A 14,756-nucleotide genomic window follows, 5' to 3' on the forward strand; every position below is an offset into this window, starting at 1 on the left:
CACGTATCATCGCATAGATCTATAAAGTAGCCGTTACTGAGGCATGGGCAGTGGCTTGCCTGTCAACAGACCAACCTTTTGCACCCCTGCTTGTTGTAATTTTGCCATAAGTGACATAATCGCACCGTATTGATTGTTTTGATCGGCGTTAATCATCACTTGAACGGGGGCTTCGCCTGCATTTTGGTTTTGGGTTTGCAGGTTAGAGAGGATATTAATCAGCTCCGCTTCCGTAATCGGCATATCGACATTGTTTTCGTAGCTGATATACAGCTCGTTGCTGTCGGTTAGGGAGACAATCACAGGCAGCTGCTGCTGGCTTAGCGTATTGGTTTGCTCTTTGGGCAAGTCCACATCCACGCCTGTGGTTAGCATTGGCGTCGTTACCATAAAAATAACCAGCAACACGAGCATGACGTCAATATAAGGCACGACGTTCATTTGCGCATTGAGCGCCGTTTTGCGGCGGGCAAAGGGGCTCGGTCTCATAGCCGTTGTCCTTGCATCGGCGCTGCTGCTGGCATTGGCACCGTATCCGTTTGCGTCTCGCGCTGGAGCATGCCTGTCATCTCATCACAAAATAGGGCGCGCGCATCATAGAGTAGGGCGGACTTGGCGGTAAAGTGGTTGTACGCAAGTACCGCAGGAATGGCAGCGAATAAGCCCATCGCGGTGGCAATCAAGGCTTCGGCAATACCAGGGGCAACGGCGGCAAGTGAGGCTTGCTCCGTTTGTGACAAGCCTAAAAAGGCATTCATAATGCCCCATACCGTACCGAACAGACCGACATACGGCGCAACCGAGCCAATGCTGGCAAGGACGGCAATGCCAGACTCTAACAGCTGCTGCTGACGACCCAAGCCCACGCGCAGTTTGCGCTCTACGCCATCGATGATGTCGTCTTTTGGCTGTCCTTTTTTGTGCATGCGCAAGTATTCAGAAAAGCCAACATAAAAAATCTGCTCTAGCCCCTGACGGTCAGGTGAGCCTTGAATGCCTTGATACAGCTTTGCCAAGTCTTCGCCCGACCAAAACCACGTCTCAAACTGCGCGTCATAGCGCTTGGCAGTACCCAAACGACTGCTGAGCTGAAAAATCAGCACCCAGCTCAATAGCGAGGCGAATAACAGCAGCCCCATAACAATCTGCACCAGCAAGCTGGCTTGCATAATAAGGTCAATGATATTTAACGATTCAGGCATGTCACAGACTCACGGATAATGGGGTCAATACAGATACGCGCACGTATCGCTCGCAAAATAGCGCGTCACTATACTATATATATTGGCGCACGGTAATGGGTATAAAAAATTATAACGACGCATAAAAGGACAATAAAAACACCTTTGTACGTATCGTGCATTGCTTAGGTTTAATATGAGCAGCAGTAACGGCGCATACGCCTATAATATAGCCAATAGCGCGCGATAATAGCAAAAAGCATCGTAAGAATATATCTATAAAGTGCGGGGTCATATAGAGCATATAAAACGATTTATACGCATCAGGCATCGATAGCGATTGAATTCATAAGGCTGCTTCTCTAAAATGTTACGTTTTGTTAAAGCTGCCTGTTTGCGGGGCGTGTTGTGGGTGCGCGTCATCTACACTATAGCGCCTCAAAAGGCATAAACCAATTTATCTTTAAGATAAACAAGCTAGGCGCGACATTTATGAACGCAATTGAACGTTATTTTGGCATCAATGGTGACAATACCACGGTAAAGACCGAGATTATTGCGGGTATTACCACTTTTTTAACGATGGCTTACATCATCTTTGTAAACCCGAACGTACTCTCAGAAGCGGGTATGGATAAGGGTGCGGTGTTTGTAGCCACCTGTCTTGCCGCAGCGGTTGGCTGCTTTATTATGGGTCTGTACGCCAGATTGCCTGTGGCGCTGGCACCAGGTATGGGTCTCAATGCCTTTTTTACCTATGGCGTGGTACTTGGGATGGGTTACACTTGGCAAACCGCGCTCGGTGCGGTGTTCTTGTCAGGCTGTTTGTTCATTCTACTGAGCTTATTTAAAGTGCGTGAGTGGGTGATTAATGCCATTCCCCTGTGCCTAAAGCAAGGCATCGTGGCGGGTATCGGCGCGTTTTTGGGTTTTATTGCTCTGCAAAGCTCAGGCATCATCGTCGGACAAGAAGCCACCCTCGTCAAACTGGGCGATATGAGCAGCTTTGCCCCCATGATGGCGGCGCTGGGCTTTTTTATTATTATCGGTCTGGTGTATAAGCAAGTTTCAGGCGCGGTGACGATTGGTATTTTGGTCATCACCATCATCAGCTTGCTGGTGGGACAGACGCAGTACAGCGGCATCATCAGTGCGCCGCCATCGATTGCCCCAACGCTCATGCAGCTGGACATCCGCGGCGCCTTTGACGTGGGCATGATTAGCGTGATTTTTGCGTTCTTATTCGTTGATTTGTTCGATACCACAGGCAGTCTGGTGGGTATTGCCAGTAAAGCGGGCTTGCTTGACAAAGACGGCAATATTCCGAATATGGACAAAGCGCTACTTGCGGATTCGACCGCGACTGTGACAGGCGCGATGCTCGGTACGTCATCGACCACCAGTTATATCGAAAGTGCCTCAGGGGTGGCTTCAGGTGGTCGTACGGGTCTGATGGCGGTGACCGTCGGCGTGATGTTCTTACTCAGTATCTTTTTTGCACCGCTGGCAGGTATGATTCCTGCGTATGCCACTGCAGGGGCGATATTTTATGTGTCGGTGTTGATGCTGTTTACGCTAAAAGACATCAACTGGGAAGATTTGACCGAAGCGGCACCTGTTGCGGTGGTCTTGATGCTCACTCCGCTGACGTACTCTATTGCTGATGGTATTGCGCTTGGCTTTATTACCTTTACGGCAGTGAAGTTTATGACGGGCAAATTCTCTGAAATCACCATACCTGTATGGATATTGACCGCAATTTTGTTGATAAAAATCGTTTTGTTATAGATTTTCTTGTTTTTTTATAAAAAAAGTTGTCTAAAAGGTAGCATTTGCAGTTATTTTTGTGTATTTTACTGCCCTGAACACGGCGGCTGTTATGCCCAATCGGCAGCGCTGTGGAACAGGACAAGCATGGCGGTAGGGTTCGTTTTTTTTGACCGTTTTTTTGACTAAGGTCACACAGTAAAAGCGCACGCCGCCGCCTTGCAGTCGGGTTTTATAAGAAAGAAGGAGAGTTTTACCTAAGCCTATAATTTAGTTAGGTTTTAAAAAAAGTCTGTGCTAGTATAGCTAAGTTAAGCGCATCACCTCAATCAACGCCGTAGAGGTTTTTCTTATAGTGAATCAGTTTCAACCAGAAGGACAATAAAGCCCTGATACGCATCAGACCGCTGTCTCTTCACCTCCTTTCACTACGAACGAGAAGAAGGCACTAATGCCGCTTAACTGTTCATTGTTGCCTTCGTATTGTTAGCGTAGTACGTCTAACGTTCGACGACATACTAAACTGTTTTCAGTGTACGCTGGATTTACTCGTTTTGTGATGGCGTTGTTAGACCTTATATCGTTATTGATACAATCGTTTGTTGTCTGAGTTTAGGTTAGTCCAGTTTGACGCTTCATTGTTACTGATGATTCGGTCACCTATCTTCTATTCTCTAAATTTAGTCAGCGCTATTGCATCAACTTAAGGTCGTCTCGTCTCATCTATTATGTTTTATAAACGATAGTTGTGGAGTTGGTATGAACCCAATAGACAAATTTACCCCAAAAGAGCCCATTTTGTTTTCACCGACAGAGTTGCTAAACCCAAAGCATCTCGAGCAGTCGTCGGCGGCGTTGTATTCTTATATTTCCCCATTGTATTGTGCGCCAGAAGAACGCTGGCTCGGTGAGCTATTGCCTTTGGCAAAGCCAACCGATGACGAGCGTCAAAATGCAGCAGACCAGACGCGTGCGCTGGTTGAGCATGTGCGTAACAACAATAAAGCCGTCAAAATGGTTGACTCATTACTGCTTGAGTACAGCCTAGATACCCAAGAAGGTATCTTGCTCATGAGCTTGGCAGAAGCCTTGATTCGTGTGCCTGACAACTACACCGCTGACGCGCTTATCCGCGACAAGATGAGTGTGGCTGACTGGAAAAAACACTTAAAAGACGACAACGGTCTGATTGTCAATGCCTCAACATGGGGTTTGATGATGACGGGTCGTGTGGTCAGTATTGATCACAACACCACCGCGGCAGGCTTTTTGGATCGCATGACCAAAAAAATGGGCGAGCCAATGATTCGTAGTGCCATGCAAAAGGCGATGCGTATCATGGGTCACCAGTTCGTTCTTGGTGAGACCATTGAAAGCGCCAACCGTAACAGCCAGCCATACCGTAACAAAGGCTACACCTATTCATTCGATATGCTGGGTGAAGCGGCGATTACGCACAAAGATGCTGAAAAATACTTCAACTCGTACTTGCACGCGATTAAAGCGACGGCAAACGTGAAAGTAGAAGAAGGCATGCCAAAGCCGTCAGTCTCTATCAAGCTGTCAGCACTGCACCCACGCTATGAAGCGACCCAAGAAGCGCAAGTGCTTGGCTTGTTGCGTCAGCGCTGCTTGCTGCTGATCGAAGCGGCTCGTGAAGTGAATGTCGATATCAGTATCGATGCTGAAGAAGCAGACCGTTTAGAGATTTCACTAAAACTGTTCGAATCACTGTACCGTGACCCATTAACCAAAGGTTGGGATGGTCTGGGTCTGGTTGTTCAAGGCTACTCAAAACGTGCGATTGCTGTATTTGCATGGCTTGCGCGTTTGGCAAAAGAAGAAGGCGACCGTATCCCTGTACGTCTGGTAAAAGGCGCATACTGGGATTATGAAATCAAGCTTGCACAGCAAAAAGGCTTGGTCGGTTATCCAGTATGGACACGTAAAGAAGGCACAGATACCGCCTATCTTGCGTGCGCACGCTTCTTGTTGTCTGACCACTTGCGCGGCTTGATTTGGCCACAGTTTGCCACGCACAACGCGCACACCTTGGCATCTGTGATGACCATGAGCACGCACAAAGAGTTTGAGTTCCAGCGTCTACACGGCATGGGCGATGCGCTATACGACCACATTTTGCAGGCGTATAACATCCCTGTACGTATCTACGCTCCAGTGGGCGCGCACAAAGACTTGCTACCATACTTGGTACGCCGTCTGCTAGAAAACGGTGCCAACAGCTCGTTTGTTCACCAGTTACTAGACAAGTCGTACCCAATCGACAAGCTGACGGTGCATCCATACGACAAGCTGACAGCAAACGCCACCTTGCGTAACCAAAGCATCGTGATGCCACTCGACATCTATGGCGATCGCCGTGCAGGATTTGGTCCGAACATCTTTGTTGAGTCACAATGGCATCCGTTTAAAGATGCGATTGACAGCCACATCACCAAGCAGTGGCACGCCATGCCTATCATCAATGGCAACAGTCTGGACAAAACGGCCAATGCAGCACTAGAGGACCATCCAGTACACGCGCCTTGGGATCATGCTGTACAGGCAGGCACAGTCACGTATGCCAATGCTGATGTCGCCAAGCAAGCGGTACAAGCGGCGATTGACGGTCAAGCAGAATGGCAAGCGTTCCCAGCCGCAAAGCGTGCTGATATCTTGCGCAAAATTGCGGACTTAATAGAAGACCATTACGCTGAGTTCATGGCGTTGTGTCACGTCGAAGCGGGTAAGACCACCCAAGACAGCATCGATGAAGTACGTGAAGCGGTAGATTTCTGTCGTTTTTACGCCAACGAAGCTGAGCGTCTAGACGAGAAGTCTTACAGCTTTACCGACCTTGATGGCAATGAGATGCATCAGGTGTACCGCGCACGTGGTACGTTCGTCTGTATCAGCCCATGGAACTTCCCATTGGCAATTTACACGGGTCAGATTGTTGCTGCACTTGCGGCAGGTAACACCGTGGTTGCAAAACCTGCTGAACAAACCAGCTTGATTGCGCATTTTGCAGCGCAGCTCATGTACCAAGCAGGTGTACCTGCAGGCGCACTACAGTTCATCACTGGTGCAGGCGAAGTCGGTGCGGCATTGACCACAGCGGACAACCTAGCAGGCGTTATCTTTACAGGTTCAACGCAAACGGCGCAGCGCATCAACCAAAGCCTAAACAGCAAAGACTATGCAGGTCGCGAATTGCCAATCTTGATCGCAGAAACGGGCGGTCAGAACGCCATGATTGCTGATTCAACGGCATTGCCTGAGCAGGTGGTACGTGATGCGGTGATGTCAGCGTTTGGTTCAGCAGGTCAGCGCTGTTCAGCGTGTCGTATCCTGTGCGTACAAGAAGAAGTCGCAGATGAGATGATTGAGCTGCTAAAAGGTCACATGTCAGAGCTTATCGTTGGTAATCCACTAGAGATTTCAACGGATGTGGGTCCTGTCATTGACGCTGATGCGAAGCATGGATTGGACGCACACATCGAGCGTATGCGCGATGAGTCAACCACGAGCATCATCAGCCAGACGCCAGTCAACAACAGCTCAGCTGTCGGCACAGAGCATACCTTTGTCTTGCCAACGGCGATTGAAGTACAAAACATCGATGTCATCGGTGGTGAGCACTTCGGTCCTATCCTGCACGTATTGCGTTATCAAGCGCGTGACTTGGATCTGTTGATTGACAGCATCAATGCCACAGGGTTTGGTTTGACGCTAGGTATTCACAGCCGTATCGAGCATTTGGCTGAGCGTATCGAAAGCCGCGTACGCGTGGGTAACACCTACGTTAACCGTAACCAGATTGGTGCGATTGTAAACGTACAGCCATTTGGTGGTTGTGGGTTGTCTGGTACCGGTCCAAAAGCAGGTGGTCCACACTACTTGGCGCGTCTGATGACGCTGACCAATGAGTCTCGTGATACTGCCACTTCAACTAGCGTCGCATAAGGAGTAACGACATGGCGAAAGAATTTAAAAAAAATCATGCGCAGGTTTGTGAAGCATGGCGCTTGTTGACTGCAGCTGAGCGTGCCCGTTATATCGAAGCTGCCATTCCAAAATTGGCACTGATGACTGGCAACGCGACCAAAGCACGCCGCTTGTTTAACCACTTGCTTAGCCACACCGCTGAGCTTGATGAGGTCACACGTTTGATTGGCGCAACAGGCGAATCAAATGACTTGTACCTCACTGCGCGTGGTAAAACCATGGTGATGGGTGGCGAGTCTACCAAGACCATGGCGGTACTTGGTCAGCTTATCGCGGCGCTCTTGACTGGTAATGAAGTCATTTTGCATTGCCCAAGCCAAGCAGAGATGTGTGAAGAAGCGGCTCGCGCCTTGTACGATGCGGGTATCAATGAAGATGTCTTGAGCGTCGCGAACGACTCACAGACCATCACTTTGTTGCACATCGACCGTTTGGCACAGGTTGCGGTTTCTGGTAGCCCAAGCGAAGTGCAAAACGTGAGCCAAGAGCTTGCCAAAACCGATGGTATTCTAACCCAAACGATTGGTGTTACGGATATGACAGGTCTGTCTGAAATGTTGACACCTGACTACATCCACCGTTTTGTGACCGAGCGTGTTAAGACCATCAATACCACCGCTATCGGTGGTAACGCAAGCCTGCTAGAGCTTGGCGCGTCTTAATCGTTACGTCTGGTGACTGCCCGATAGCGTTGCTATCGGGCAGTCACAAACGGCAATATCGAAAGCGATCAGTACCTGTTGATGATGATTCTATGCAGAATTTTTTATCAATCGGTGCTGGTCGTTTTTTTTATGGCTTGAGTTTTGCGGTGGCTGCGATATCCTTGAATCACACGCGAATGCCCCCATAACTTGAGCACCCATAAAAATAAATAGCCTAAGCAAAATTAACCCATTCTGTCATAATAATTGGCTTTATGACCATTTTTAGTCATTTTTTAAACGATACGACAGACAGTGAGTAATCAATGACCCAAGTACCTAATGATACGAATACTGATCTGCCAGTACTCGCCAAAGACCGCCATTACCTATACCGCCTTGAGCAAGACGTCCGCCGCCTATCAAAAGGCAAAATAGACGCGCGCAAACAAAGCGAGCTGGATAAAAAAACCGAACAACTGGATAAAATAAAAGCCCGCTCACAAGAGGCGGTACAAGCGCGCATTGATAGTGTGCCTGCGGACTTGGCAGCGCGCCTTAATATGGACCTGCCTGTCAGTCAGCGCGCCGACGACTTGATCGCGGCGATTCGTGGGCATCAAGTCATTATCGTGGCGGGGGAGACGGGCTCAGGTAAGACCACCCAGCTGCCCAAGCTTGCCATGCTCGCAGGGCGCGGTATCACAGGGCAAATCGGTCATACCCAGCCGCGCCGACTTGCCGCGCGCAGTGTTGCCAACCGCGTTGCCGAAGAATTGGGCGAGCCACTCGGGCAAACCATCAGCTTTAAGATTCGCTTTAATGAGCAAGGCTCGGCGCAGTCGATGGTCAAGCTGATGACCGATGGTATTTTGCTCGCAGAGCTCGGTCACGATAAGTTTTTAAGCAAATACGACACCATCATCATTGATGAGGCGCACGAGCGCAGCTTAAATATTGACTTTATTATGGGTTATTTAAAAAACCTATTGCCTAAGCGCCCTGATTTAAAAGTCATCATTACCTCGGCAACCCTCGATACCAAACGCTTTAGCGAATATTTTAGCCATTACGACAAGGCGAGCAAACGCCGCGTGCCTGCACCGATTTTCAATGTCGAAGGGCGCAGCTATCCTGTCGAGGTGCGCTATCGTCCGCTGACCGACGAGCCTGTGACCAGCTCGGACGATGACAGCTATGATGACTTTGAAGACAATCTACCACGTGCGGTGGTGGCGGCGGTCGAAGAATGCTTTGATGACGCCAAGAGCAAAGGACACCCTGACCAAGCGGACATTTTGATTTTTGCGGCGACAGAGGCAGAGATTCGCGAACTGCAGGAAGTGCTTGAGCGGCATGGTCCGCGCCATACTGAGGTGCTGCCTCTGTTCGCGCGCCAGACCTACGCTGAGCAGCAGCGTATCTTCCAGCCGTCTGGACGCGGGCGGCGTATCGTCATCGCGACCAACGTCGCTGAGACTGCCTTGACCGTACCCGGTATCCGCTATGTGGTGGACTTGGGCTTTGCGCGTATCTCGCGTTATTCTTACCGCTCGCGTGTGCAGCGTCTACCGATTGAAGCCATTTCGCAAGCGGCGGCAAACCAGCGTAAAGGGCGCTGTGGTCGTGTTGCACCAGGCGTGTGTATTCGCTTATATAGCGAAGAGGACTTTACCAGTCGTCCCGAATTTACGGAGCCTGAGATTCTGCGTACCAACTTGGCATCGGTCATCTTGCAGATGGCGAGCCTGCGTTTGGGCAGTGTCGAGGACTTTGATTTTATCGAGCCGCCTGACAGCCGTTTGGTGACCGATGGGCGCAAACTGTTGGATGAGCTGGGTGCGATTAACATTGCCGAGAATGCTGCAAAAGCCGCTGAGCATAAAGGCAAGCCGCGCGGTAAAGCCAATGGTCTACAGCTGACCCGCGTTGGGCAGCAGATGGCGCGGATGCCGATTGACCCGCGTTTGGCGCGAATGCTGGTGGCGGGCAGTGAGTTTGACTGTATCAAAGAGATGCTGATTGTGGTGGCGGCGCTCGCGGTGCAAGACCCGCGTGAGCGTCCTGCCAACAAGCGCACGCAAGCGGATCAAAAGCACGCGCTGTTTCGCCAAGACGATTCGGACTTTTTATTTTATATCAGTCTGTGGCAAGCGCTGTTTGAGACTGATAATGATGGACAAAAGCTGTCCAGCAACCAGCGTAAGCAGTTTGCCAAAAAGCATTACTTAAGCTTTCCGCGTATCCGTGAATGGCACAAGACCCAGCGTCAGCTTGAGCAGATGGTCGGGGATTTAAACCTCATCGATGCGCAAACGCAAAAGGACAACAGTACGCCGATAGGCGATGACACGCAGCAAAAGGCGGTCAAATACGCCAACTTGCACCGCGCCTTATTGACAGGCTTGCTGTCCATCATCGCGCATAAGACCGAAAATCGCGGCGAATACCTTGCTGCGCGTCAGCAAAAGACCAAGATTTTCCCTGCAAGTACAGTGTTTAAACAAACACCGCCATGGGTCATGGCGTTTGAGATGGTAGAGACCTCACAGGTCTTTATGCGTACGGTTGCCAAGATTGAGCCTGAGTGGATTATCTCAGCGGCAGGCAACTTGCTAAAGTACCATTACTTTGAGCCGCATTGGTCGAAAAAAACAGGGCGCGTCAAAGCTTACGCGCAAATTAGCCTGTTCGGTCTGATTATTATCGGTAAGCAGCTCGCTAACTATGAGCAGGTCAATCTGACCGAGGCGCGCGAAATCTTTATCCGTGATGGTCTGGTGACGGGCAATTTTGGTCGCCAAGCGCCATTTTTGCAGCACAATATGGACAAGATTGCCCATGTTGAGCGCATTGAGGACAAGCTGCGCCGCCGTGATTTGCTGGTTGATGAAGAGGCGCTGTATCAGTTTTATGACCGCAAGATTCCTGAGCATATCGCCAGTCGCAAAGCCTTTGAAGACTGGCGCGCTGAGGTGGAAAAAAGCGACAGCCGTTATTTGTTCTTCTCAGATGATGACGTGTTAACCAGTCAAGCACCGACCACGGGCGATTTTCCTGAGCAATGGCAATTGGGCGATTTAAAATTGCCACTGCGCTATGTGTTCGACCCTGCAAGCGAAGATGATGGCGTGAGCATTCGCGTGCCTTTAGCCGCCTTGCCGCAGCTGGACGCGCTGGAGCTGATGTGGGGCGTGCCAGGGTGGCGCTTTGAGCTGGTACTTCAGCTCTTAAAATCGTTACCCAAAGATGTGCGCCGTCAAATCGTTCCGATTCCTGATACAGCGGATGCGCTGTTTGATGAGCTTGCGCCTGAGCATTCACAAGGGCTGCTCAAGCAGCTGTGTCAGGCATTAGCGCGGCGCGGTATGACCAAAGTCACGCCTGAGATGTTCAATCCTGAGAGTATTGATAAGTATCTGCAGCCGCAAATCTGCGTGGTTGATGACAAAAACCGTTTGATTGAAAAAGGGCGTGACCTTGCGACCTTGCAGCTGCGTCATGCCAGCGAAACCAGTCAAGCACTGACCACGCAGCAGGGCGCGCACACCAGCTTCCCTGAGCATTTTGGTTTTAGCAAAAACCATCACAGCGCAGGCGTGGTGATGAAGCAATTTTCGGCATTGGTCGCGGATGAGGCGGGCGAGGCGGTCTCGATTCATGAGTATACCGATGTCACAGCCGCGTTGCAGGCGCATCGCATCGGCGTATTGACCTTGATAAAAGGCAGTTTGGGCGCGAAGAAAAAACAGCTGACCAGCCAAATTGACAAGATATTTAAGCTTGCCTTTGCGCCACTCGGTGACCTTGAAGCGCTTAAAACCATTGTCATTGATGCGACGCTGGATGCGACGTTAGAAGAGCATTATGTATTATTCGACCATCATCAGCATTTGCCTGAAAACGTGCCTGAAGTCGCGGTTGAGCTGGCAGAAATGCTGCCGCTGACGCAAGCGGAATACAAGCAGACCGCCGATGTGGTGTTGCAGCAGTTTTTGTTGACAGGGCAAAAGGTTATTAAGACGCTCAAAGACGTCTATACCCGCTGGCAGCGCGTGCGCCAAGGGCTATTGATGCTCGATAGAGAAATCTTTGGCGAGTCGATTGACGATATGGAAGACCAGCTTGAGGATTTGCATCTGGCGGACTTTGTATATCGGATGGATTACAGTCATTGGCAGCAGTACCCGCGCTACCTTGAGGCGCTAGAGATTCGTCTTGACCGCCTTGAGCACAATCTCGATGCCGACCTTGATGGCGTATATGCGCTTGATGTACACATGGAGCGTTTGGCGGGGCGTGCGGACAGTGATGCCATCAGCGCCTATCGCTGGCTGGTGGAAGAGTACCGCATTCAGCTGTTTGCGCAGCCGATGAAAACGCGCCAGCCCGTATCGCCCAAGCGCTTAAGCAAACTGTGGGACAAGGTCAGTTAAGCGGCGAGATCGCTTAGTTTTAGGACAATATACAAGCATCACGGCACGAGTCGTGGTGCTTTTTTTATGCGTTAATTTTTATTTTCTAATTATTGTTTCTCATTATTTTGTACGTCAATCATTGGTAAGACGTTTTCGTTTTTCTGAGTTATAGAACCAATTTTGACTCTTATCATCATTTTGTCATATTTGTTGCCTATCCTTGAGCGCAATATCAACGGCAACTGTTACTTATTGTTATTAATTAGTAAACAAAAGTATATTAAATAAGCAATGGCTAGCGTAAGGCGGCACGTCCTGCGACGAACAGTATGCCACGGACAAAGGCAATGGGTTATGGGTCGAGTGGGTAAGTTTGGCAGTATTACCACAAGAATGCTGGTGATTTTGGCAGTGGCGTTTTTATTGATGGTGATGATGGTGTATTGGGTGATTGATACCCAAGCCAAACCGCGCATTTCTGAGATGACGTCCGAGACGGTGGTCGAGACGGGCAACGAAGTCATCAACAGCATCATGGTCAGCATCAACCATGTAGACGGGATGGCAAAGGCGACCAGTGCGGTGGCAGGTGGGTTACCCAAAACCGCTGAGAGCTATCAAAATACAGTGGGCAACCTGATGCAGCAGACAGATCAGCGTATTGTCGGTGGCGGCGTGTGGTTCGATCCTAACATGTATCAAGACGGCGTTGAGCGTCAGTCCTTTGTTTGGTCGCGTGATGCCAATGGTAAGATGCAGCCCACCGAGCGCTATAATAGCAACACAGCGACGCCCAATGCCTACTACCGCGACTGGTGGTATATCCCTGCGATGTACGCGAGCCATGACCACTGCGTCTGGAGCCGCGCCTATATCGACCCTGTCAGCAATAATCCCATGATGACCTGTGCCAAGGCGCTATACAACAGCCAAAACCAAGCCTTTGATGGCGTGGTGTCGTTTAATTTGTTGCTCGATAATCTCGATGACGCCATGCAAAAGTGGCAAGACAAAGTGGGCGGCTATATGTTTTTGGTCGATTTGGACAACCGCTTTTTGACGTTTCCTGACAAGTCGACGGTGACCACGGTAACCGAGAACAACCCGCAAGGCGAGATGATGACCGCAAGCCAACTTGCCGAAAAACAAGTGAGCTTTGCCCCGATTGCTGCCAGTTTGGAGGGCGTTAACAGTCAGCTGATTGACGCCGCAAAACAAAAGGACGAAGGGCGCTATAACCTTGCCGCGCGCAGTATCTTATCAACCACCAACATGAACCGCATCAGCGAAAACGAATCCAACCTGCTGTCCGCGCTGCTGCTGTTAAACGTCGACCAAGCCTTTAACCTAGTGAACAGCCATTTGGTCGATACCATCGATATCGGTAACGACTTTATCCTAAATGAGCCTGCGACGGCATTTGTATTTAAGATGCCATTTACCTATTGGAAGATGGTCGTGGTCAAGCCAAACAGTGACCTGATGGGCGTAGCGAATACCTTGTCTGATCAGTTGGTACGCGCGATGTTGTTTGGTTTCTTACCCATTTTGCTACTGACTGCGTGGGCGTTTCGCCGCTACTTTACCGACCCGCTAAAAAATATGGCAGGCTCGGTATCGCGCATGGGCAAGCTGATTGAGCAAAAGCAATATCAAAAACTTGGCGAGCACAAATTACCAAATTCAAGCGTCAGTGAAATCCAATTAATTAGTGACAAGACCAACCGCCTCATTGACCGCGTGGTCGAAAACGAAGGCGCACTTGCCGAGATTAACGTACATCTGGAGCAGCAGGTCGCCAACCGTACCAAAGATTTAGAGCACGCTTTGCATGAGCTAAAAACCTCACAAGTGCAGCTGGTGCGCTCAGAAAAAATGGCGACCCTTGGTCAGATGGTCGCGGGTGTGGCGCACGAGGTGAACACACCGCTCGGCTATGTACGCAGTAATATGGAATTGATTGGCGGCAATTTAACCCGCTTTGATGAGCTGATGACGCATACCGAAGCGCTCCTCATCGCATTAAACGCCCCAAGCACCAGCCAAGACGACAAAAATAAGCTCATTGCCGAGACGCTAAACTGCTGTGATGAGATTAAAGAAGATGAAGTCAGTGACGACTTGGCGCATCTGATTAGCGACAGTCTATACGGCGTTGACCAAATTGCTGAGCTGGTGGTGAGCTTACGCGACTTCTCGCGCATTGATGAATCTAAGATTAAAAACGTCGATATTAACGACTGTATTGCCAGCTCATTGACCATGGCACGTAATAATCTAAAAACGCTGAATGTCACGACAGACCTTGCCGAGCTACCAGCGGTACAGTGTAACCCCTCGCAGATTAACCAAGTCTTGTTAAACCTGTTTAATAATGCCGCACAAGCGATGCGTCAAGACACCAAAGGCGAGCTAAAAGTGGTCACGTGCCTTGATAATGAGGCGGGCGACAACGTATTGATTAGCGTCACCGACAACGGCAGCGGTATTGAGGATGCGGTGCTGGCGCGTATCTTTGAGCCGTTTTTCACCACCAAAAAGGCAGGCGAGGGCACGGGGCTTGGGCTGGCGATTTGCTCACAAATCATTGAGCAGCACGGCGGCGACATCAGCGTGCACTCGGTCATCGGACGCGGCACGACTTTTACCATTCGCTTACCGATTGAGGTCTACGTCGCACCCACGCACAAGAAAAAAACCTCAAAAGCGCTGTTTGCTTAGCCGCGTGCACAGCCGTC

Annotated in this window: 7 protein-coding genes; 5 read left to right on the forward strand and 2 right to left on the reverse strand. The window is 50.0% G+C overall.

Annotated features, from left to right (window positions below; all coding sequences use genetic code 11):
- Positions 1-33 precede the first annotated feature (33 nt).
- Entirely contained in the window at positions 34-489 is a 456-nt protein-coding gene (gene tolR / locus JMW05_RS11445) for a protein TolR (protein WP_201505370.1), read from the reverse strand.
- On the reverse strand, positions 486-1,202 hold the full coding sequence (tolQ, locus tag JMW05_RS11450; RefSeq protein WP_201505371.1) for a protein TolQ: 717 nt from the start codon (positions 1,200-1,202) through the stop codon (positions 486-488). Before tolQ ends, tolR begins: the two co-directional genes overlap by 4 nt.
- A gap of 471 nt (positions 1,203-1,673) precedes the next feature.
- Between tolQ and JMW05_RS11455 the strand changes: the two genes are divergently transcribed.
- The 5 genes from JMW05_RS11455 (at position 1,674) to JMW05_RS11475 (ending at position 14,739) form a co-directional block, all read left to right on the forward strand.
- Positions 1,674-2,969: an NCS2 family permease gene (locus JMW05_RS11455; protein ID WP_201505377.1), complete on the forward strand. Its 1,296-nt coding sequence runs from the start codon at positions 1,674-1,676 to the stop codon at positions 2,967-2,969.
- A gap of 738 nt (positions 2,970-3,707) precedes the next feature.
- Positions 3,708-6,914: a bifunctional proline dehydrogenase/L-glutamate gamma-semialdehyde dehydrogenase PutA gene (gene putA, locus JMW05_RS11460; RefSeq protein WP_201505378.1), complete on the forward strand. Its 3,207-nt coding sequence runs from the start codon at positions 3,708-3,710 to the stop codon at positions 6,912-6,914.
- Positions 6,915-6,925: 11 nt separating this feature from the next.
- On the forward strand, positions 6,926-7,618 hold the full coding sequence (locus tag JMW05_RS11465; RefSeq protein WP_201505379.1) for a 1-pyrroline-5-carboxylate dehydrogenase: 693 nt from the start codon (positions 6,926-6,928) through the stop codon (positions 7,616-7,618).
- Between the two features lie 308 nt (positions 7,619-7,926).
- Positions 7,927-12,036, forward strand: a complete 4,110-nt coding sequence (gene hrpA / locus JMW05_RS11470; RefSeq protein WP_201505382.1) for an ATP-dependent RNA helicase HrpA — start codon at positions 7,927-7,929, stop codon at positions 12,034-12,036.
- Between the two features lie 336 nt (positions 12,037-12,372).
- Entirely contained in the window at positions 12,373-14,739 is a 2,367-nt protein-coding gene (locus JMW05_RS11475; protein ID WP_201505383.1) for a sensor histidine kinase, read from the forward strand.
- The last annotated feature ends 17 nt before the right edge of the window (positions 14,740-14,756 follow it).

Source organism: Psychrobacter aestuarii, assembly GCF_904846035.1.
GTDB lineage: Bacteria > Pseudomonadota > Gammaproteobacteria > Pseudomonadales > Moraxellaceae > Psychrobacter > Psychrobacter aestuarii.

Coding starts and splice junctions, on each gene's coding strand:
- JMW05_RS11455 (WP_201505377.1), top strand. CDS start 1,674: ATGAACGCAATTGAACGTTATTTTGGCATCAATGGTGACAATACCACG.
- JMW05_RS11475 (WP_201505383.1), top strand. CDS start 12,373: ATGGGTCGAGTGGGTAAGTTTGGCAGTATTACCACAAGAATGCTGGTG.
- tolR (WP_201505370.1), bottom strand. CDS start 489: ATGAGACCGAGCCCCTTTGCCCGCCGCAAAACGGCGCTCAATGCGCAA.
- tolQ (WP_201505371.1), bottom strand. CDS start 1,202: ATGCCTGAATCGTTAAATATCATTGACCTTATTATGCAAGCCAGCTTG.
- hrpA (WP_201505382.1), top strand. CDS start 7,927: ATGACCCAAGTACCTAATGATACGAATACTGATCTGCCAGTACTCGCC.
- putA (WP_201505378.1), top strand. CDS start 3,708: ATGAACCCAATAGACAAATTTACCCCAAAAGAGCCCATTTTGTTTTCA.
- JMW05_RS11465 (WP_201505379.1), top strand. CDS start 6,926: ATGGCGAAAGAATTTAAAAAAAATCATGCGCAGGTTTGTGAAGCATGG.